The organism is Streptomyces sp. SJL17-4 (assembly GCF_036826855.1).
Lineage (GTDB): Bacteria > Actinomycetota > Actinomycetes > Streptomycetales > Streptomycetaceae > Streptomyces.
Window position 1 is genome coordinate 2,612,633 of record NZ_CP104578.1, and the last position, 20,598, is coordinate 2,633,230.

The window sequence follows — 20,598 nt, forward strand, 5'->3', positions numbered from 1 at the left end:
GTGTCAGTCGTCCTCTGGGAATCGGCCCTCGTCGAGGTCCTTCATCAACCGGTCCAGACGCGTTGCCGCGTCCTTGAGATCGTGCTTCGCCGCGGCCGTCACGACCAGCAGCTTCCGGGACAGCGCCATCCTTACGCCCTCCGGGACTTGCAGTGAGCGCACTCTTGTGTGCGCTTCCTTCAATCGGGCGGCGACTGACTCGTAGAGCTCGAGTTGGCTGTCGCGTTCCATGCACCGATTGTGCCATCTAGGGCGAGTTGTCGCCCGACAGGGTCTCAACAAGCGACTGCGCCCCCCACCGGGCGGTGGGGGGCGCAGTCTTGGAAAAGCGCTGCTCAGACCGTAATTGTACGGGGCTTGAAGGCCGGTCGGGACGCCTCGTATGCCGCGATGTCGGCTTCGTTCTGAAGGGTGAGGCTGATGTCGTCGAGACCGTTCAGGAGTCGCCAGCGGGCGTTCTCGTCGAGCTCGAAGTCGGCGTCGATCCCGGCGGCCAGGACCTTGCGCCGCTCCAGGTCGACGGTGACCTCGGCGGTCGGGTCGGCCTCGGTCAGCTCCCAGAGCGCGTCGACCGTCTCCTGCGGCAGGACCACGGTGAGCAGGCCGTTCTTCAGCGAGTTGCCACGGAAGATGTCGGCGAAGCGGGCGGAGATCACCGCCTGGAAACCGTAGTTCTGGAGCGCCCAGACGGCGTGCTCGCGGGAGGAGCCGGTGCCGAAGTCGGGGCCGGCGACCAGGACCGAGGCACCCTGCCGCTCGGGGCGGTTGAGGATGAACTCGGAGTCCTTGCGCCAGGCCTCGAAGAGGCCGTCCTCGAAGCCGTCGCGAGTGACCTTCTTGAGCCAGTGCGCCGGGATGATCTGGTCGGTGTCGACGTTGCTGCGACGCAGCGGGACGGCCCGGCCGGTGTGCGTGGTGAAAGCTTCCATGGTTCCTCAGACCCCCGCGGTGGTGGCGACGTCGGACAGATCGGCCGGGGAGGCCAGATGGCCCAGGACGGCGGTGGCGGCGGCGACCTGGGGCGAGACCAGGTGGGTCCGGCCGCCCTTGCCCTGCCGGCCCTCGAAGTTGCGGTTGGAGGTGGACGCGGAGCGCTCACCGGGAGCCAGTTGGTCGGGGTTCATGCCCAGACACATCGAGCAGCCCGCGTGCCGCCATTCGGCGCCGGACTCCTTGAAGACCTTGTCCAGGCCCTCCTCGACGGCCTGCAGGGCGACCCGCACCGAGCCGGGGACGACCAGCATCCGGACGCCGTCGGCGACCTTGCGGCCTTCCAGGAGGGCGGCGGCGTTGCGCAGGTCCTCGATGCGGCCGTTGGTGCAGGAGCCTACGAAGACGGTGTCGACCTTGATGTCGCGCAGCGGCTGCCCGGCGGTCAACCCCATGTACTCCAGGGCCTTTTCGGCGGCCAGGCGCTCCGAAGCGTCTTCGTACGAAGCCGGGTCGGGGACGTTCGCCGAAAGCGGCGCGCCCTGGCCCGGGTTGGTGCCCCAGGTGACGAACGGCGCCAGCGAGGGGCCGTCGATGACGACCTCGGCGTCGAAGACCGCGTCCTCGTCGGACTTCAGGGTCTTCCAGTACGCGACGGCGGCGTCCCAGTCCTCGCCCTCGGGGGCGTGGGCGCGGCCCTTCAGATAGGCGAAGGTGGTCTCGTCGGGGGCGATCATGCCCGCGCGGGCGCCCGCCTCGATCGACATGTTGCAGATGGTCATCCGGGCCTCCATCGAGAGCTTCTCGATGGCGGAACCGCGGTACTCCAGGATGTAGCCCTGGCCGCCGCCGGTGCCGATCTTGGCGATGATCGCCAGGATCAGGTCCTTGGCGGTGACGTCCTCGGGCAGCTCGCCGTCGACCGTGATGGCCATGGTCCGGGGGCGGGCCAGCGGCAGCGTCTGGGTGGCGAGCACGTGCTCGACCTGGCTGGTGCCGATGCCGAACGCCAGCGCGCCGAAGGCGCCGTGCGTGGAGGTGTGCGAGTCGCCGCAGACGACGGTGGTGCCCGGCTGGGTCAGGCCCAGCTGCGGTCCCACCACGTGGACGACGCCCTGCTCGACGTCGCCCAGCGGGTGCAGCCGGACGCCGAACTCGGCACAGTTCTTCCGAAGGGTCTCCAGCTGTGCGCGGGAGACCGGGTCGGCGATCGGCTTGTCGATGTCGAGGGTCGGGGTGTTGTGGTCCTCGGTGGCGATGGTGAGGTCGAGGCGCCGCACCTGCCGGCCGTTCTGGCGCAGACCGTCGAAGGCCTGGGGGCTGGTCACCTCGTGCAGCAGGTGCAGATCGATGAAGAGGAGGTCGGGCTCGCCCTCGGCGCGCCGGACGACGTGGTCGTCCCAGACCTTCTCCGCGAGTGTCCTACCCATCGCTTTCCCTCCGGCCGACGTCTACGCCGGCACAACTAGAGACCCGTTTCGCGGGCCGTTGTGCGGCCGCCTCACCAGAGTGACAAGTTCCGCAGGAAATTGAACTTGCGTTTCACAGAGTGAGACGCGAATATCGTTGCATGGACAACTCTAGCGGCGTAGGCGTTCTCGACAAGGCAGCCCTTGTCCTGAGCGCCCTGGAGTCCGGTCCGGCCACCCTCGCAGGACTGGTCGCGGCGACGGGACTCGCACGACCCACGGCACACCGACTGGCCGTGGCACTGGAACACCACCGGATGGTGGCGCGTGACATGCAGGGCCGGTTCATCCTCGGACCGCGCCTGGCGGAGCTCGCCGCCGCGGCCGGCGAGGACCGCCTGCTCGCGACCGCGGGCCCGGTTCTGACGCATCTGCGCGATGTCACCGGCGAGAGCGCCCAGCTCTACCGCCGGCAGGGCGACATGCGCATCTGCGTGGCGGCGGCCGAGCGGCTCTCGGGCCTGCGGGACACCGTCCCGGTCGGCTCGACGCTGACGATGAAGGCCGGCTCCTCGGCGCAGATCCTGATGGCCTGGGAGGAGCCCGAGCGGCTCCACCGCGGCCTCCAGGGCGCCCGCTTCACGGCGACGGCCCTGTCGGGCGTACGGCGCCGCGGCTGGGCCCAGTCGATCGGCGAGCGGGAGCCTGGCGTCGCGTCCGTCTCCGCGCCCGTACGCGGCCCGTCGAACCGCGTGGTGGCCGCCGTCTCGGTCTCGGGTCCGATCGAGCGTCTGACGCGCCACCCGGGCCGTATGCACGCCCAGGCCGTCATCGACGCCGCGGCCCGTCTCTCCGAGGCGCTCCGCCGCACCGGCTGACGTCCTCCCTCTTCCGTTCGTCCCGGCCCACCGCTTCAACGCCGCAGCGGTGGGCCGGAGTTGCGCCCAGGTACGTCCATACGGCACCGAACAGCGAAGAAGCCCTCCCCCGAAGGGAAGGGCTTCTTCGTTCTGTACCCCCGACCGGATTCGAACCGGCGCTACCGCCTTGAGAGGGCGGCGTGCTAGGCCGCTACACAACGGGGGCCTTGCGGATCAGATCCGCGGTGCAGATAAGCTCTGCGAGCTGGCCTACCTGGACTCGAACCAAGAATGACGGTACCAGAAACCGTAGTGTTGCCAATTACACCATAGGCCATGGTGGTTACACCGTACCCCCGACCGGATTCGAACCGGCGCTACCGCCTTGAGAGGGCGGCGTGCTAGGCCGCTACACAACGGGGGCCCTAGCGATCCCACCCGGCCGGAGCCGGGTGATGTCACCGTAGATCCACCGGGAGCTACCCAAGTGACCTACAGGATGGATCAGTACCCCCGACCGGATTCGAACCGGCGCTACCGCCTTGAGAGGGCGGCGTGCTAGGCCGCTACACAACGGGGGCTTTGCGGATGAGATCCGCGTACGATGCAGATGAGCTCTGCGAGCTGGCCTACCTGGACTCGAACCAAGACTAACGGAACCAGAAACCGTCGTGCTGCCAATTACACCATAGGCCACCGGAACAACCTCCCCACCAGGGGGATCTTGCTCGGCTTGCGCTTTTCGGGTTCTTGCCTTTCGGCTTGTTCCCCTCGGCGCAGAAAGAACATTACCCGAAGGTGGACGGTGCTCCAAAACGGGTATGCCCTCCGAGCAGGGCCGGGAGCTGGCTGAGGCTCGTGATCCGCTTCAGGTCGGGGCGGCCGCCGGTGTCCGCGCGGTCCAGCCAGATGCCCCGCAGCCCCGCCTCCACGGCGCCCCTGGCATCGATGTCCGGCTGGTCCCCCACGTACGCCACCTCGCTCGGGCGCAGGTCAAGGGCGGTACATGCGGCGTGGAAGGCCTCCGGGGCCGGCTTGGCCACCCCGAGCTCCGCCGCGCAGAGGACGGCCTCGAAGCGCTCCCGTACGCCGAGGACCCGCAGCTTGCGGTCCTGGTTGCGCAGGCTGGAGTTGGACAGGATCCCGTGACGATAGTCATCGGCCAGCAGGTCCAGGACGGGGACGGCGTCGGGGAAGAGTTCCCAGGCCGCCTCGTAGTGGGAGACGTACCGCTCGAACCAGCCGTCTGCCTCCGCGGCGGTCAGGCCCGGCGCCGCCAGGAAGTCCCGGACGCGCTCCCGCCGCTGCTCCTGGAAGTCGACCCCGCCGGCCTCGAAGATGCGCCAGTGGATCGCCGTGAGCTCCCGCCAACGACGGAGGGCCTGGTCGACGGATGCGTATCCGTCCACCAGGCCCTCGGCCGTCAGGTGCGCGCTCATGCCGACGTGGTCGGCGCGGGCGTAGTCGAAGATCGTGTCGTCGACGTCCCACAGCACCGCGCGGATGGTCATGGACCGACCGTACCGCGCGGGAGGGGTCAGGCGGCGAGCTTCGCCAGAGCCGCGTCGATGCGGGTCAGGGTCTTCTCCTTGCCCAGGATCTCCAGGGACTCGAAGAGCGGCAGGCCGACCGTGCGGCCGGTGACGGCGACGCGGACCGGGGCCTGGGCCTTGCCGAGCTTGAGGCCGTGGGCCTCGCCGACGGCCAGCACGGCGTTCTTGAGGGACTCGGGGTCGCTCCAGTCGGCGCCTTCGAGCTTCTCCCGGGCGGTGGCGAGGAGGGCCGCGGGCTCGCCCTTCATCGCCTTGTCCCACGAGGGCTGGTCGAAGACCGGCTCCGCCAGGAAGAGGAAGTCCACGTTGGCCGTGATGTCCGAGAGGACGGTGACGCGGGTCTGGGCGTGCGGCGCGATGGCCTCCCAGGCGGTCCGGTCGAAGTCCTCGGGCGCCCAGTTGGCGAAGGGGGCCCGCAGCCAGGGCTCACAGGCCTCGGCGAACGCCTTCACGTCCAGCATGCGGATGTGGTCGGCGTTGATCGACTCGGCCTTCTTGAGGTCGAAGCGCGCCGGGTTGGCGTTGACGTCGGCGATGTCGAACTTCGCCACCATCTCGGGGATGGTGAAGATGTCCTGGTCGGCCGAGAAGGACCAGCCGAGGAGCGAGAGGTAGTTCAGCAGGCCCTCGGGGAGGAAGCCGCGCTCCCGGTAGAGGTTGAGGGAGGCCTGCGGGTCGCGCTTGGAGAGCTTCTTGTTGCCCTCGCCCATGACGTACGGCAGGTGCCCGAAGGAGGGGATCTCCTTGGCGACGCCCAGCTCGATGAGCGCCTTGTAGAGCGCGACCTGGCGGGGGGTGGAGGAGAGCAGGTCCTCGCCGCGCAGGACGTGGGTGATCTCCATCAGGGCGTCGTCGACGGGGTTGACCAGGGTGTACAGCGGGGCGCCGTTTGCCCGGAGGATGCCGTAGTCCGGCACGTTCTCCGGGGTGAAGGTGAGCTCGCCGCGGACCAGGTCGGTGAAGGTGATCGGCTCGTCGGGCATCCGGAAGCGGACGATCGACGCGCGGCCCTCGGCCTCGTAGGCCGACTTCTGCTCCAGGGTGAGGTCGCGGCAGTGGCCGTCGTAGCCGGAGGGGCGGCCGGCGGCGCGGGCGGCCTCACGGCGCTCGTCGAGCTCCTCGGTGGTGCAGTAGCAGCGGTACGCGTAGCCGTGGCCGAGCAGCTTGTCGGCGACGTCCTTGTAGATGTCCATCCGCTGCGACTGGCGGTACGGCGCGTGCGGGCCGCCGACCTCCGGGCCCTCGTCCCAGTCGAGGCCGAGCCACTTGAGGGAGTCGAGCAGCTGGTCGTACGACTCCTCGGAGTCGCGAGCGGCGTCGGTGTCCTCGATGCGGAAGACCATGGTGCCCTGGTTGTGCCGGGCGAAGGCCCAGTTGAAGAGGGCGGTGCGGACCAGACCCACGTGGGGGTTGCCGGTCGGCGAGGGACAGAAACGGACGCGGATTTTCGCGTTAGCCACGCTTGATCACCTTATTGGTGAGAGTGCCGATGCCTTCGATGGTGACGGCGACCTCGTCGCCGACGTTGAGGGGGCCGACCCCGGCGGGGGTGCCGGTGAGGATGACGTCGCCGGGGAGCAGCGTCATGGCCTCGGTGATGTGGACGACCAGGTCCTCGATGGAGCGGATCATGTCGCTCGTCCGACCCAGCTGGCGCTGTTCGCCGTTGACCGTGGCCTGGATGGTCAGGTCGCTCGGGTCGAGGTCGGTCTCCACCCAGGGCCCGAGGGGGCAGGAGGTGTCGAAGCCCTTGGCGCGGGCCCACTGCTTCTCGCGCTGCTGGGCGTCGCGGGCGGTGACGTCATTGGCGCAGGTGTAGCCGAAGATGACGTCCTTGACGCGCTCGCGGGGCACCTCTCGGCACATGCGGCCGATGACCACGGCCAGTTCGGCCTCGTGGTGCAGCTCGTTGGAGAAGGAGGGGTACTCGATGGCGTCGCCGGAGCCGATCACCGAGGTGGTGGGCTTGAAGAAGGCGACGGGGACGTCGGGGACCTCGTTGCCGAGCTCGGCGGCGTGCTCCGCGTAGTTGCGGCCGATGGCCACGACCTTGTTGGGGAGCACGGGCGGCAGGAGCCGTACCTTGCTCAGCGGGACCTTGGTGCCGCTGAGCTCGAAGTCGGTGTACGGGATGCCCTTGATGATGTCGAGGACGAGGCCGCCCGACTCGACGGTTCCCTCGCCCTCGACGGCGCCGAAGGCCACATTGCCGTCGATGGAGAATCTGGCGATGCGCACGAGTGCTGTCGCCCCTCACTTGGTGCTGGCTGGAGTCTGACGCTCCAGGCTAACGCGGCGCGGGGCGGCCGACCGGCGATGTCACCGGGCCCGTGACAAGGATGACGCGGGTGGCTCCGGCGGTGGCGTCAGCGGGACGCGGAGGCGTACGGCTGGGGCTGGTACGGGGCCGGGGGCTGCATGAGGACGGTGCGGCGCGGGTTGGCCGTCTTCGCCGGCAGCTCGACCGCGTACTCGGGCAGGGCGACCCGGCCGAGCTCTGCGGCGTCCGAGAGGTGGACGAGGGTGGAACGGCGGGGGTTGGCCGTGGAGCCGGGCGTCGTCGTCTTCATCGCGGTGATCTGACCTTGTTCCGGAACGGGCGCCGCGTTCGGGCGCGAGGGGGTGTAAAGCGTCAGGCTAAACATGCGATTCCCTTCGAATGCATGGCTAAGACATCGATCTTCGTGTGAGTTTGCTCACCACGGGCGCCACATTCCAGGCATTACGGACTGCGGCCTGACGTCACGGAAAGGGACATTCCGCCACTGAATGCTCTATTCCGCTCCTGATCATCGCGACTGGGACACACGGGTACGCGCAGCCATTGGAGAGGAAAAGTCCGAATCCTCCGTGATCATCTTCTACATGCGGTGACACTGTGCGTACGGGTTGTCATGACCCTCCCGGCGCGACACGCGGCCCTTGTTGGAGATCCGGCACTGTGCTGGAATTCCACGCACCGCCGCGGGATTCAAGCCGGCGCGCAGGGGGCGCAACGCAGCGCCGGCCTAGTGGCGGGGAAGGGGGAACTGCGCCGGTCACCGACGACCACCTGGGGTGCCCTCCACGCACCCCGATTGACGCCGACACCGTCCTCTCCGTTCATCCGGAAGGACGCCTGGTCCAGAGGTTGCGACGCTAGTGCAGGGACGTTTCAAGAGGGATGGCTCGGGGTCTCCCCAGGCCCGTCAGGGCCGAGCGGATGCTCCGGCGGAGCAGGAACCGCGTGCCGGGACCGACCGCGGTCCCTCGGCCTCGCACACCCCGAACCAGGGTCAGGGGCCGTCCGGCGACGGCGGTGACGGCGGCAGGCGCACGAGCGCCGCGTCCGCCTCCGCCGAGCCGTCCGACGCTTCCTCCAAGGGCCGGGCCGAGAAGGGCGGGACCACCGGGACCGCCGAAAATGCAGTCGGCCCCCGAATAGCCCTGCGCAACTGGCGCATCTCCACGCGCCTGGTCGCGCTCCTCACCCTCCCCGTGGTCGCCGCGACCACCCTGGGCGGCATCCGCATCAGCGAGTCGCTCCAGGACATGGAGCAGCTCGACCACATGCAGCTGCTCACCAAGCTGACCCGAGAGGCCACCGACCTCGCGCAGGCCCTCCAGTCCGAGCGCGACCTCTCCGCGGGTCCGCTCGCCAACGGCCGCCCGGTCAGCGACTACCAGGTCGCCAACCCGCGCCGGAAGACGGACCTCGAGTACAAGGCCTTCCTCCAGGCCACGGAGGCCATCCCGGCCACCGAGGGCGACGAGGCGCTGCGCAGCATCCGGCAGAACGTCAACCAGATCGCCTCGCAGGTCAGCGGTCTGCACACGATCCGGAGCAACGCCTACGAGAAGGACGTCTCCCACTCGGTGACGGTCGAGGCGTACAGCCGTCTCATCCGCTCGCTGCTCAGCCTGTCCCAGGACATGGCGCAGGCGACCAGCAACCCCGAGATGATCAAGCGGACCCGCGCGCTCGCCGCGTTCTCGTCCGCCAAGGAGTACGCCTCCATCCAGCAGGCGATCATCGCCGCGGCGCTGCCGCCGAGCGACCGGACCTCCGGTGACATCCAGCAGGGTGACCGCCTCTACGCCGAGGCCGCGCTCAACTCCGAGGGCCGCGAGCTCCAGTCCTTCCAGGCGATCTACGAGTCGACCGGCGGCGACGCCGCCGAGAAGACCGCCTCCCTGAACACCGGCAACCCGTCGATCACCGCCGCCGAGAAGTACGCCGAGCGTGTCCTCAACGATGACAACGCCATGAAGCGCGGCCCCACGCGCGGCCACCTCAACTTCACCGACGAGTACGGCACCAAGATCGCCACCATGAACCGCATCGAGCGCGGTCTGCTCGGCGACATGGAGAGCCTGGCCCGTGAGCTCCGCCAGGAGTCGCAGCGGGACGCCATCGTCAACGGTGCCCTGATCCTCCTCGTCCTCGGCGTCTCGCTCATCGGCGCCTTCGTCGTGGCCCGGTCCATGATCCGCTCGCTGCGCCGGCTCCAGGACACCGCGACCAAGGTCGCCCAGGAACGTCTGCCCGAGCTCGTCAAGCAGCTCTCCGAGTCCGACCCGCAGGACGTCGACACCTCCGTCGAGTCCGTCGGTGTGCACTCCCGGGACGAGATCGGCCAGGTGGCCGCGGCCTTCGACGACGTGCACCGCGAGGCCGTCCGTCTCGCCGCCGAGCAGGCCCTCCTCCGGGGCAACGTCAACGCGATGTTCACCAACCTCTCGCGCCGTTCCCAGGGCCTCATCCAGCGTCAGCTCTCGCTCATCTCCGAACTGGAGTCGCGCGAGGCCGACCCGGACCAGCTGTCCTCGCTCTTCAAGCTCGACCACCTCGCGACGCGCATGCGCCGTAACGGTGAGAACCTCCTCGTCCTCGCCGGTGAGGAGCCGGGCCGTCGCTGGACCCGCCCGGTCCCGCTGGTCGACGTGCTCCGTGCCGCCGCCTCCGAGGTGGAGCAGTACGAGCGCATCGAACTCGCCTCGGTCCCCGCGACCGAGGTCGCCGGCCGCGTCGTCAACGACCTCGTGCACCTCCTCGCCGAGCTGCTGGAGAACGCCACCTCGTTCTCCTCGCCGCAGACCAAGGTGCGGGTCACCGGTCACGCGCTGCCCGACGGCCGTGTGCTCGTCGAGATCCACGACACCGGCATCGGCCTCTCCCCCGAGGACCTCGCCGCGATCAACGAGCGGCTCGCCTCGCCGCCCACCGTGGACGTCTCCGTCTCCCGCCGCATGGGTCTCTTCGTGGTCGGCCGCCTGTCCCTGCGACACGGCATCCGCATCCAGCTGCGCCCCTCCGACTCGGGCGGCACCACCGCGCTCGTCATGCTGCCGGTCGACGTCGCCCAGGGCGGCAAGAAGCCGATGCCCAAGCCGGGTGCCGGTGGCCAGGGCGCGATGCCGCCGGGTGCCTCCGCCCCGGGCGGCCGGCTTCCCGCCGGCCCCGGCGCGGCCGGTGGCCCCGGCGGACGTCCGGGCCAGGGCGGTCCGCCGTCCCCGGCGGCCGGCCGTCTCGGCACCGGTGCCCCGCGCGGTCAGGTCGGTACGAGCGGTCCCCGGGCCGCGCTGCCCGCCCGCGACGGTGCGCCGCTCGCCGGTGGCCCGCAGGGCGCCCCGCAGTCCCATAACCCGCAGCCGCAGAACGCGTCGCTCGACCGGACCGGTCAGCTGCCGCAGACCCCGCAGAGCGGCGAGCCGCTCCGCCCGGGCCCCGGTGGCGGCGGCCTCATCGGCGGCGCGTCGAGCGCCATCCCGTCCCGTACGGACGTCTGGGGCAGCCAGGGCGGCCCGCAGGCCGGACCCGGCGCGCCGCAGCACGCCCCGCAGGGTCAGGGCCAGGGTGCCCAGCAGACCGGTGGGTACGAGTTCCCGCGCGCCGAGCTGCCGGGTGGCAACCCCCAGCCGCAGCGCCCGCAGGCGGCGAGCTGGGGCAACGACCAGGCCCAGCAGCCGGTCCGCCGCCCGCAGCAGGAGATGTCCCCGCTGGACGCCCCGCGCGGTCACGAGGACCCGGAGACGACCGGCTCGTTCGCGGCCCAGGCCCCGCAGGGCCCCGGCTCCACGGGCCAGTTCCCGCGCCCCGACTTCAATGCTCCTCAGCAGCAGTCGCAGGGCCGTCCGCAGCAGGGCCAGCAGCAGACGCCGCAGGTGTACCAGGGCGGCGTCCAGGACCCGGCGTCGACGGCGCAGTTCCCGCGCCCCGATTTCGGCGCGCCGCAGGGTCCCGGCTCCACCGGCCAGTTCGCGCGGCCCGACTTCGACAGCCCGCAGCAGGCCCCGCAGCAGCAGGGCTACCAGGGCGGCCAGCAGCAGCAGCAGTTCGGCCGGCAGCCCTTCGTACCGCAGGCGCAGCAGCAGGCCCCGCAGCCGCCGGCCCCGCGTCAGCGCACCGGCGGTGGCAGCGGCGACTTCGGCGCCCAGCGCCCGGAGCCGGTCCAGCCGCGTCAGCCGCAGGGCCAGCAGCCGCAGCTCCAGCAGCCGCGCCGTCCGGAGGCGCTGCCGCCGGCGGGTGCGGGCGACGGCCGTACGCCGCTGTACGACACGCTGGAGACCAACTGGTTCCACCAGGAGCAGGCCCAGCAGCAGGCACAGCAGCAGCAGGGGCAGCGGCAGGCGCAGGCCCCGGCCGCGCCGCAGCAGTCCGCTCCCGCGCAGCGTCCGGCCGGTGACCCGGCCGACGGCCGCCAGAACGGCGGGGCCGCCTGGCGGACCTCGCCCAACGACGAGTTGGTGCGCCAGGCCGAGCGGGTGCGCAAGCCCGCGGCCGGCGGTGTCACCACCTCTGGTCTTCCCCGGCGTGTGCCGAAGGCCAACCTCGTACCCGGGACCGCACAGGAGCAGGCCCACACGGCCGGCCCCCAGGTCTCGCGTGCACCCGACGACGTCCGCGGCCGGCTGACCAATCTGCGCCGCGGCATCCAGCAGGGCCGGCAGGCAGGTAACTCGACCACGGGTAATCACCACCTCGGTCCGAACCATCAGCAGGAGCGTTAGTTGAACGCGATGAGCCAGGCGGCGCAGAATCTGAACTGGTTGATCACCAACTTCGTGGACAACACCCCCGGGGTGTCCCACACGGTGGTGGTCTCCGCCGACGGACTCCTGCTGGCCATGTCCGAAGGATTCCCCCGTGACCGTGCCGACCAGCTGGCGGCGGTCGCGTCCGGACTGACCTCGCTGACCGCGGGCGCGTCCCGGATCTTCGAGGGGGGCCCCGTCGCGCAGACCGTGGTGGAGATGGAGCGCGGCTTCCTCTTCCTCATGTCGGTCTCCGACGGCTCCTCGCTGGCCGTGCTCGCGCACCCCGAGTGCGACATCGGCCTCGTCGGCTACGAGATGACGCTGCTGGTCGACCGGGCCGGCAGTGTCCTCACCCCGGATCTCCGCGCGGAGCTCCAGGGCAGCCTGCTCCACTAGCCGGTCGCTCCACGGAAAACCCCACCGCACCACCGACCGACAGGGCGGTACGCCCCTCCGTACCGCCCTGGCACCGTTATCCGTCCGGCCGCCCCACCCGGCCCCCCACCGGCCCCATCAGACGGCAGAAGGTTTGCCGTCACGCCCGGAGGATTCATGACCCCGCCCCCCGCCTCTCACGATCCGTACGGCGCCTCAGTCGACGAGTACGGACACGAGGGCGACCAGCCGCTGGTGCGTCCGTACGCGATGACCGGCGGCCGGACCCGGCCGCGCTACCAGCTCGCCATCGAGGCGCTGGTCAGCACCACGGCCGACCCGGCGCACCTCGCCACGCTCCTCCCGGAACACCAGCGGATCTGCCACCTGTGCCGTGAGGTCAAGTCGGTGGCCGAGGTGTCGGCGCTGCTGTCGATGCCCCTCGGCGTCGCCCGCATCCTCGTCGCCGACCTGGCGGAGGCCGGCATGGTGGCGATCCACCAGCCGGGCAACGGAGAGACCGGCGGCACGCCGGACGTGACTCTGCTCGAAAGGGTGCTCAGTGGACTTCGCAAGCTCTAGCGGCGGCGCGGCCCGTTCAACCACCAGCGCGAAGATCGTGGTGGCGGGTGGCTTCGGCGTGGGCAAGACCACGTTCGTCGGCGCCGTCTCCGAGATCAATCCGCTGCGTACCGAGGCCGTCATGACGTCCGCCTCCGCGGGGATCGACGACCTCACGCACACCGGTGGCAAGACGACGACGACCGTCGCCATGGACTTCGGCCGCATCACCCTGGACCAGGACCTGATCCTGTACCTCTTCGGTACGCCCGGTCAGGACCGGTTCTGGTTCATGTGGGACGACCTGGTCCGCGGCGCCATCGGCGCCGTCGTCCTGGTCGACACCCGCCGTCTCGCCGACTGCTTCCCGGCGGTCGACTACTTCGAGAACAGCGGCCTGCCGTTCGTCATCGCCCTCAACGGCTTCGACGGGAGCCAGCCCTACCAGCCGGAGGAGGTCCGCGAGGCCCTCCAGATCGGCCCCGGCACTCCCATCATCACCACGGACGCGCGGCACCGCGCCGACGCCAAGAGCGCGCTCATCACCCTGGTCGAGCACGCTCTGATGGCCCGGCTCAAGTAGCCGGACGACCAGAGCGGTTGTCATATGCCACCGCCAGGGGCGGTCTGTGTCGTTCGACACGGCCGCCCGCGCGTTCATAACGTTTCGACAGAGAATTGGGGCGCCTCGGACACCCGACGCATCCGATCGGTGTCGCTGCGCTCACCTGAGCCCCGTCTTTTGACGGGGCTCGCTCTTTATGCCCGTTTTATACGAGGCGTGGGCCCGTGAAACCGGCCGCATCCCACTGTTTGGAACCGACCCCCTTCACGTGCTGCAATTCATGAACTCCCGAGTAGTACGGCCCTGAACGAAACACCGGCACAACGTAGGTGCCGACGCCGAGAGGTTGTTGGTCGAGTGAGGCGCAGCAAGGAAAGCTCCGCGGAGCAGGAGACACGGGGCAACTTCACCCCGCCGTCGCGCACGGTGATGTCGCCCGCGGACGTGCCCGTGACGCAGCCCGCCGTGGCCGCCGCCCCGGGCAGCTCCAGCAAGCTTTCGCCCCGCAACTGGCGGGTGCCCACCAGGCTGAACGCGATCCTCTGCATACCCGTGCTGGTCGGCCTGGTCATGGGTGGCTTCCAGGTCAAGGGAGCCATCGACACCTGGCAGGAGGCGCAGGACGCCGAGAAGACGGCGCTCATCGTGCGCGCCGCCTCGGAGTACAGCACCGCCCTCCTGAACGAGCGTGACCTCACCGCGGGTCCGCTGCTGGCCGCGAAGACCGCCGAGGACCGCAAGAGCGACGAGGTCACCAGGGCGTACGCGGCGACCGACGCCGCCAAGGTGAAGTTCGACGAGGCCGCCAAGGACCTGCCCTCGGGCCAGGGCCTGGAGCGCCGGCTGAACCTCTTCCGCGAGGAGGAGCCGAAGCTCGACGCGCTGCGCAAGGCCGCGTACACCCGCTCCCTCGACCCGGTGAACACCCAGCTCCAGTACACCGGCGTCCAGCACTACCTGACCGAGTTCTCCAACGAGCTCGGCCTCGGCACCGGCAACGTCACGGCCTACGGCCGCAGCGTCTACGCCATCCAGCTGGCCAAGGGCGCCGAGTCCCTCCAGCGCTCCATAGGCACCCAGCTCCTGGTCCGGCCCAGCCGCACCGAGACCGTCTTCGCCCAGCAGTCCGTGGCGTTCAACTCGTACAACTACCTGGAGCAGATCGCCCTCGGCGAGTTCGCCTCCGGTGGTATGCCCGAGGACGTCGAGATGCTGAAGCGCGTCATGACGGGCAAGGCCACCGAGGGCGCCAAGCAGATGCAGGCCGCCGGCCTCGACCTGCCCAAGGGCAAGGACGGCTCCGTCTACTCGGGCGCGGCCACCGCGATCGGTACCGCCAAGGACCCCGAGGGCCTCGCGTCGCTCAAGGCCAAGGGCATCACGGCCGAGACCTGGATGGCCATCGCCACGGCCAAGTTCGAGGGCTACTCCGAGGTCGAGAAGACCCTGGTCGACAAGGCCGTGGCCGAGGCGATCAAGATCTCCGACGAGTCCAAGACGGACGCCTGGGTCATCGGCGCCATCGTCGTCGTCGCCCTGCTCGCCGCCTTCATCCTCGCCGGGATGATGGCGCGCCAGATGAGCCGCGCGATGCAGCAGCTGCGCACCGCCGCCTTCGGCATCGCCGAGCAGCGCCTGCCGATGCTGGTCGACCAGCTCTCCCGTACCGAGCCGGGCCGCGTCGACACCCGTGTGCAGCCGATCCCGATCGACACGCAGGACGAGATCGGCGAGGTCGCCCGCGCCTTCGACCAGGTCCACCGCGAGGCCGTCCGGCTCGCCGCCGAGCAGGCCATGCTCCGGGGCAACGTCAACGCGATCTTCACCAACCTCTCGCGGCGCAACCAGTCGCTGATCGAGGGCCAGCTGACCCTCATCACCGACCTGGAGAACAACGAGGCCGACCCGGACCAGCTGGAGAACCTCTTCCGCCTGGACCACCTGGCGACCCGTATGCGCCGCAACGGCGAGAACCTCCTCGTCCTCGCCGGCGAGGAGCCCGGCCGCCGCTGGGACCAGCCGGTCCCGCTGGTCGACGTCATGCGCGCCGCCTCCTCCGAGGTGGAGCAGTACGAGCGCATCGAGCTGGCGGGCGTGCCGGACGCCGAGATCCACGGCCAGGCCGTGACCGACCTCGTGCACCTGCTCGCCGAGCTCCTGGAGAACGCCACCACGTTCTCCTCCCCGCAGACCAAGGTCCGCGTCACCGCGACCCGTCTGCCCGACGGCCGTGTGATGGTCGAGATCCACGACAAGGGCATCGGCCTCACCGCCGAGGACTTCGCGGACATCAACCACAAGCTGGCCAACCCGCCGACCGTCGACGCGGCCGTCTCGCAGCGCATGGGCCTCTTCGTGGTCGGCCGGCTGGCGGACCGCCACGGCATCCGGGTCCAGCTGCGCCCCTCGGGCGAGCAGGCCGGTACGACCTCGCTGGTCATGCTGCCGGACGCGATCACGCACGGTGGCGGTGGCGAGCAGCCGCTCCAGGACGACTTCACGGTCTCGCAGATCATTCCGCAGCAGCAGCAGAGCGCCTTCGAGAGCGCCCCGCCGCAGCAGCAGCCGATGCTGACCGCCGCCGACCTCGGCTTCGACGACTCGCGCTACGAGCAGCCGGCCGAGGAGGAGCGTCAGCTCGACCCGGTCAACCGCTCGCTGAAGCGCGAGGGGCGGCGTGCCGCCCTGGAGGCCCAGGCACAGGGCGGCGACCGGCCGCTGTTCCGTGACGAGACGGAGCAGCCGGAGGAGTACGGGCAGCAGGGCCAGGAGTACGCGCAGCAGGGTCAGCCCCAGGGCCAGGAGTACGGGCAGCAGCAGGGTCAGGAGTACCCGGCCGAGCAGTACGCCCCGGCGCAGGAGTTCGGGCAGCAGCAGCCCCAGCAGTCGCAGGGGTACGGCCAGGAGTACGCGGCCGGGTTCCCGCAGCAGCAGGACGGCTACGCGTACCCGCAGCAGGGCTACGAGGCCTACCCGCAGCAGGGCTATGCGGAAGCCTCGTACGAGACCCCGGGAACCGAACACCAGCAGTACGGCAATGCGTTCGATACCCAGTCCCACCAGGGAGACTGGCAGGATCAGAGCGCTTACCAGGGCGGCTACCAGCAGCCGTTCGGAGCGGAATCGGAATCTGCCCCGAGCGCTCCCGAACAGGACCCCGACCGCGTAGGCTTCGACCGTCCGGGTCCGACCCCGAGTGCCGTCCCGGACGCCGGTCACGCGCTGACCGACGCCGGACTGCCGCGCCGCGGCAGCGTCGCCTCGCCGACCCAGCAGGCGCCGCAGCAGCAGGCACCGCAGCAGGCCAAGCCCGCGCAGCCGGCGCAGGAGCAGCAGCAGAACGAAGCCGACCCCACCGACGAATGGCGCTCGACCAACGACGAGCGCTGGCAGCGGGCCGGGAAGCTCAAGGACCCGAAGGCGGGCGGGGTCACCTCGTCCGGTCTTCCCCGCCGGGTCCCGAAGGCCAACCTGGTCGAGGGCACGGCTGAGCAGACCCCGCAGGGCGGCCCCCAGGTCTCCCGCGCACCCGAGGACGTACGGGGCAGGTTGAGCAACCTGCGCCGCGGCGTCCAGCAGGGACGCAGCGCGGGAACGGACACGAACGGATCGGGCCTCGGCCCGGGCAGTACCTACAACCAGGAGCGTTAGTGTGAGCATGAGCCAGGCGGCGCAGAATCTGAACTGGTTGATCACCAACTTCGTGGACAACACCCCCGGGGTGTCCCACACGGTGGTGGTCTCCGCCGACGGACTCCTGCTGGCGATGTCCGAGGGTTTCCCCCGGGACCGCGCCGACCAGCTGGCGGCCGTCGCCTCCGGACTGACCTCGCTGACCGCGGGCGCGTCCCGGATCTTCGAGGGTGGTGCGGTCAATCAGACCGTGGTGGAGATGGAGCGCGGCTTCCTCTTCATCATGTCGATCTCGGACGGCTCCTCGCTGGCCGTGCTCGCCCACCCCGAGGCCGACATCGGTCTCGTGGGCTACGAGATGGCACTGCTCGTGGACCGCGCGGGCACCGTCCTGACTCCTGACCTCCGGGCGGAGCTTCAGGGAAGTCTTCTCAACTAACAGACAGACAGTGCGTTTCGCGCCACCGCCCCGTAAGGTGCGGTGGCGCGGTTCCAAGGGACATGGACCGCGAGGCAGTCGGAGGAGGAGACGTGGGAACACCACCGGGCTCAAGCCCCTACAACGGTTATGACGCGCACCAGGCGCCGCTCGGCGACACCGCGCAGAACCGGTTCAACTTTCCCTCCACCCCGAGCAGACAGGGTGTGTCGCAGCCCTATCGGCAGCCCCACGCCCAGCCCGCGGGTGCGCAGGGCTCCTCGCGCGCTCCGTCCGCCGCCGGCTCCAGCAGCTCGGGCGGCTCGCACAACCCGCTGGTGCGTCCGTACGCGATGACCGGCGGCCGGACCCGGCCGCGCTACCAGCTCGCCATCGAGGCGCTGGTCAGCACCACGGCCGATCCGTCCCGGCTGCAGGGGCAGTTGCCCGAGCACCAGCGGATCTGCCGGCTGTGCTTCGAGATCAAGTCGGTGGCCGAGATCTCGGCCCTTCTCTCCATCCCCCTCGGCGTCGCCCGAATCCTCGTGGCCGACCTGGCAGAGGCCGGGCTCGTCGCCATCCACCAGCCGGGCGGCGACGAAGCCGCCGGCGGTCAGCCAGACGTGACACTGCTCGAAAGGGTGCTCAGTGGACTTCGCAAGCTCTAGCGGCGGCGCGGCCCGTTCAACCACCAGCGCGAAGATCGTGGTGGCGGGTGGCTTCGGCGTGGGCAAGACCACGTTCGTCGGCGCCGTCTCTGAGATCAATCCGCTGCGTACCGAGGCCGTCATGACGTCCGCCTCCGCGGGGATCGACGACCTCACGCACACCGGCGACAAGACGACGACGACTGTCGCCATGGACTTCGGCCGCATCACCCTGGACCAGGACCTGATCCTGTACCTCTTCGGTACGCCCGGTCAGGACCGGTTCTGGTTCATGTGGGACGACCTGGTCCGCGGCGCCATCGGCGCCGTCGTCCTGGTCGACACCCGCCGTCTCGCCGACTGCTTCCCCGCGGTCGACTACTTCGAGAACAGCGGCCTGCCGTTCGTCATCGCCCTCAACGGCTTCGACGGCCACCAGCCCTACCAGCCCGAGGAGGTCCGCGAGGCCCTCCAGATCGGGCCGGACACCCCCATCATCACCACGGACGCCCGGCACCGCGCCGACGCCAAGAGCGCGCTCATCACCCTGGTCGAGCACGCCCTGATGGCCCGCCTGCGGTAGCTGTCCCCCGGCGCCCGTACCGAAAGGCCGCGTTCCCCGTCGGGAACGCGGCCTTCGGCGTTGTACGGCGTTGTACGTGTTGTTCGGCGTGTGTGGCGTGTCAGGGGCCCCTGAAGGCATGAAGGAGGGCCGGAAACCCGGTCTCACCGGTTTCCGGCCCTCCGTCGTGCCTTCGGGCGGCTCAGCGCCAGCTGTGCGGGGCGCGGAAGCCGTGCTCGCGCTCCAGGCGGCGCCAGCCGGCCGTGGTGCGGCCGCGGTGGCCCGCGGCGGTGTCCTCGTCGGACCGGGCGGCGGCACGGGCGAGCAGCACCGCCGTGATGGCGGCCAGCTCCTCGGGGTCGGCGTGGCCCTTCTCGACGCGGAGAAGGTTGGCAGGGGTTGTCACGTGGATGACTCCTCTTACTGAGGCGGGTTGCCGTGCTTGCGGGACGGCAGGTCGGCGTGCTTGGTGCGGAGCATCGCGAGGGACCTGATGAGCACCTGGCGGGTGTCGGCGGGGTCGATGACGTCGTCGACCAGGCCGCGCTCCGCCGCGTAGTACGGGTGCATCAGCTCGGCCTTGTACTCCTTGACCATGCGGGCTCGCATGGCCTCGGAGTCCTCGGCCTCCGCGATCTGCTTGCGGAAGATCACGTTGGCGGCGCCCTCGGCGCCCATGACCGCGATTTCGTTGGTGGGCCAGGCGTACGTCAGGTCGGCGCCGATGGACTGGGAGTCCATGACGATGTACGCGCCGCCGTAGGCCTTGCGCAGGATCAGTGAGATCCGGGGCACGGTCGCGTTGCAGTACGCGTACAGCAGCTTCGCGCCGTGCCGGATGATTCCACCGTGCTCCTGGTCGACGCCCGGCAGGAAGCCGGGTACGTCCAGAAGGGTGATGATCGGGATGTTGAAGGCGTCGCACATCTGCACGAAGCGGGCGGCCTTCTCGGAGGCCTCGATGTCGAGGACACCGGCCAGCGTCTGCGGCTGGTTGGCGACGATGCCGACGACCTGGCCGTCGAGGCGGGCGAGCGCGCAGATGATGTTGCGGGCCCAGCGCTCGTGGATCTCCAGGTAGTCGCCGTCGTCGACGAGCTCCTCGATGACCTTGTGCATGTCGTACGGGCGGTTGCCGTCGGCCGGGACCAGGTCGAGCAGGACGTCGGAGCGGCGGTCCGCCGGGTCCTCGGAGGCGACGGTCGGCGGGTTCTCGCGGTTGTTCTGCGGGAGCATCGACAGGAGGTAGCGGACCTCCGCGATGCAGGTCTCCTCGTCGTCGTACGCGAAGTGGGAGACACCGGAGACACCCGCGTGGACGTCGGCGCCGCCGAGGCCGTTCTGGGTGATCTCCTCACCGGTGACCGCCTTGACGACGTCCGGTCCGGTGATGAACATCTGCGAGGTCTCACGGACCATGAACACGAAGTCCGTCAGCGCCGGGCTGTAGGCCGCGCCGCCGGCGCACGGGCCGAGCATCACCGAGATCTGCGGGATGACGCCGCTCGCGCGGGTGTTGCGCTGGAAGATGCCGCCGTAGCCGGCGAGCGCCGAGACGCCCTCCTGGATACGGGCGCCCGCGCCGTCGTTCAGGGAGACCAGCGGGGCACCGGCCGCGATGGCCATGTCCATGATCTTGTGGATCTTCGTCGCGTGGGCCTCGCCCAGCGCGCCGCCGAAGATCCGGAAGTCGTGCGCGTAGACGAAGACCGTCCGGCCCTCGACCGTGCCCCATCCGGTGATCACACCGTCGGTGTACGGCTTCTTCGCCTCCAGGCCGAAGCCCTGGGCGCGGTGCCGGCGAAGCTGCTCGACCTCGCTGAAGGAACCAGGGTCGAGCAGCAGCTCGATGCGCTCGCGCGCCGTCAGCTTGCCCTTGGCGTGCTGGGCCTCGGTCGCGCGCTCACTCGGGCCGCGGAGGGCCTGCTCGCGCAGGACGTGCAGCTCGGCCACTCGGCCACGGGCGTCAGCGGGCTCGCTCGGGATCTGGTCCACAACGGTCATGTACCGACCCTACGAAGTCGGACAAGAAAACCCCGCCGTCGACTCCGTACAGTCTCCCGTGTCG

The 20,598-nt window shown here is 70.1% G+C and carries 18 protein-coding genes and 5 tRNA genes; 9 read left to right on the forward strand and 14 right to left on the reverse strand.

Annotation, left to right across the window (positions count from 1 at the left end):
- Positions 1-3: 3 nt before the first annotated feature.
- From N5875_RS11265 to leuC, 3 genes are all read right to left on the reverse strand, one after another.
- Positions 4-231 (reverse strand): hypothetical protein, encoded by a 228-nt coding sequence (locus N5875_RS11265; RefSeq protein WP_030325570.1) that lies wholly within the window; start codon positions 229-231, stop codon positions 4-6.
- Between the two features lie 104 nt (positions 232-335).
- Entirely contained in the window at positions 336-929 is a 594-nt protein-coding gene (gene leuD, locus N5875_RS11270; protein ID WP_318207701.1) for a 3-isopropylmalate dehydratase small subunit, read from the reverse strand.
- Between the two features lie 6 nt (positions 930-935).
- A complete protein-coding gene (gene leuC, locus N5875_RS11275; protein ID WP_338493426.1) occupies positions 936-2,360 on the reverse strand; it encodes a 3-isopropylmalate dehydratase large subunit in 1,425 nt (474 codons plus the stop codon).
- Positions 2,361-2,500: 140 nt separating this feature from the next.
- Here leuC and ndgR point away from each other — a divergent pair, with 140 nt between their 5' ends.
- Positions 2,501-3,217 carry an IclR family transcriptional regulator NdgR gene (gene ndgR, locus N5875_RS11280; protein WP_015036427.1) on the forward strand — a complete coding sequence of 239 codons (717 nt, stop codon included), beginning with the start codon at positions 2,501-2,503 and terminating at the stop codon, positions 3,215-3,217.
- 135 nt (positions 3,218-3,352) lie between these two features.
- On the opposite strand, the gene N5875_RS11285 is transcribed toward ndgR, so the two are convergent.
- From N5875_RS11285 to N5875_RS11325, 9 genes are all read right to left on the reverse strand, one after another.
- Positions 3,353-3,425, reverse strand: a tRNA-Glu gene (locus N5875_RS11285).
- A gap of 39 nt (positions 3,426-3,464) precedes the next feature.
- Positions 3,465-3,536: transfer RNA gene (locus N5875_RS11290), tRNA-Gln, on the reverse strand.
- Positions 3,537-3,550: 14 nt separating this feature from the next.
- A tRNA-Glu gene (locus N5875_RS11295) sits at positions 3,551-3,623 on the reverse strand.
- A gap of 84 nt (positions 3,624-3,707) precedes the next feature.
- Positions 3,708-3,780, reverse strand: a tRNA-Glu gene (locus tag N5875_RS11300).
- Between the two features lie 43 nt (positions 3,781-3,823).
- Positions 3,824-3,895: transfer RNA gene (locus tag N5875_RS11305), tRNA-Gln, on the reverse strand.
- Positions 3,896-3,987: 92 nt separating this feature from the next.
- Positions 3,988-4,710, reverse strand: a complete 723-nt coding sequence (locus N5875_RS11310; protein WP_318207703.1) for an HAD family hydrolase — start codon at positions 4,708-4,710, stop codon at positions 3,988-3,990.
- 26 nt (positions 4,711-4,736) lie between these two features.
- Entirely contained in the window at positions 4,737-6,212 is a 1,476-nt protein-coding gene (gene gltX / locus N5875_RS11315; protein WP_338493429.1) for a glutamate--tRNA ligase, read from the reverse strand.
- Positions 6,205-6,990 carry a fumarylacetoacetate hydrolase family protein gene (locus N5875_RS11320; protein WP_024755926.1) on the reverse strand — a complete coding sequence of 262 codons (786 nt, stop codon included), beginning with the start codon at positions 6,988-6,990 and terminating at the stop codon, positions 6,205-6,207. The genes gltX and N5875_RS11320 overlap by 8 nt, the downstream gene beginning before the upstream one ends.
- A gap of 128 nt (positions 6,991-7,118) precedes the next feature.
- Complete coding sequence (locus N5875_RS11325) at positions 7,119-7,322, reverse strand: hypothetical protein (RefSeq protein ID WP_318207705.1); 204 nt, start codon at positions 7,320-7,322, stop codon at positions 7,119-7,121.
- Between the two features lie 571 nt (positions 7,323-7,893).
- On the opposite strand from N5875_RS11325, the gene N5875_RS11330 reads away from it, so the two are divergent.
- From N5875_RS11330 to N5875_RS11365, 8 genes are all read left to right on the forward strand, one after another.
- Positions 7,894-11,742, forward strand: coding sequence for a nitrate- and nitrite sensing domain-containing protein (locus N5875_RS11330; RefSeq protein WP_338493431.1), 3,849 nt, complete (start codon positions 7,894-7,896; stop codon positions 11,740-11,742).
- Between the two features lie 9 nt (positions 11,743-11,751).
- Positions 11,752-12,165, forward strand: coding sequence for a roadblock/LC7 domain-containing protein (locus tag N5875_RS11335; protein WP_030325548.1), 414 nt, complete (start codon positions 11,752-11,754; stop codon positions 12,163-12,165).
- 156 nt (positions 12,166-12,321) lie between these two features.
- On the forward strand, positions 12,322-12,726 hold the full coding sequence (locus N5875_RS11340; protein WP_017235980.1) for a DUF742 domain-containing protein: 405 nt from the start codon (positions 12,322-12,324) through the stop codon (positions 12,724-12,726).
- On the forward strand, positions 12,707-13,288 hold the full coding sequence (locus N5875_RS11345; protein ID WP_055602619.1) for an ATP/GTP-binding protein: 582 nt from the start codon (positions 12,707-12,709) through the stop codon (positions 13,286-13,288). Before N5875_RS11340 ends, N5875_RS11345 begins: the two co-directional genes overlap by 20 nt.
- 339 nt (positions 13,289-13,627) lie before the next feature.
- Positions 13,628-16,921 (forward strand): nitrate- and nitrite sensing domain-containing protein, encoded by a 3,294-nt coding sequence (locus N5875_RS11350; RefSeq protein ID WP_318207707.1) that lies wholly within the window; start codon positions 13,628-13,630, stop codon positions 16,919-16,921.
- Positions 16,922-16,928: 7 nt separating this feature from the next.
- The gene (locus tag N5875_RS11355; RefSeq protein WP_026057603.1) at positions 16,929-17,342 is read left to right on the forward strand and encodes a roadblock/LC7 domain-containing protein; all 414 of its coding nucleotides are present in this window, start codon (positions 16,929-16,931) and stop codon (positions 17,340-17,342) included.
- Positions 17,343-17,434: 92 nt separating this feature from the next.
- Positions 17,435-17,989, forward strand: coding sequence for a DUF742 domain-containing protein (locus tag N5875_RS11360; RefSeq protein ID WP_266969610.1), 555 nt, complete (start codon positions 17,435-17,437; stop codon positions 17,987-17,989).
- Entirely contained in the window at positions 17,970-18,551 is a 582-nt protein-coding gene (locus N5875_RS11365) for an ATP/GTP-binding protein (RefSeq protein ID WP_017235983.1), read from the forward strand. The genes N5875_RS11360 and N5875_RS11365 overlap by 20 nt, the downstream gene beginning before the upstream one ends.
- A gap of 181 nt (positions 18,552-18,732) precedes the next feature.
- Here N5875_RS11365 and N5875_RS11370 read toward each other — a convergent pair whose 3' ends face one another.
- On the reverse strand, positions 18,733-18,936 hold the full coding sequence (locus tag N5875_RS11370) for an acyl-CoA carboxylase subunit epsilon (protein WP_030320260.1): 204 nt from the start codon (positions 18,934-18,936) through the stop codon (positions 18,733-18,735).
- A 14-nt stretch (positions 18,937-18,950) separates the two neighbouring features.
- Complete coding sequence (locus N5875_RS11375; protein WP_318207708.1) at positions 18,951-20,534, reverse strand: acyl-CoA carboxylase subunit beta; 1,584 nt, start codon at positions 20,532-20,534, stop codon at positions 18,951-18,953.
- Between the last annotated feature and the right edge of the window lie 64 nt (positions 20,535-20,598).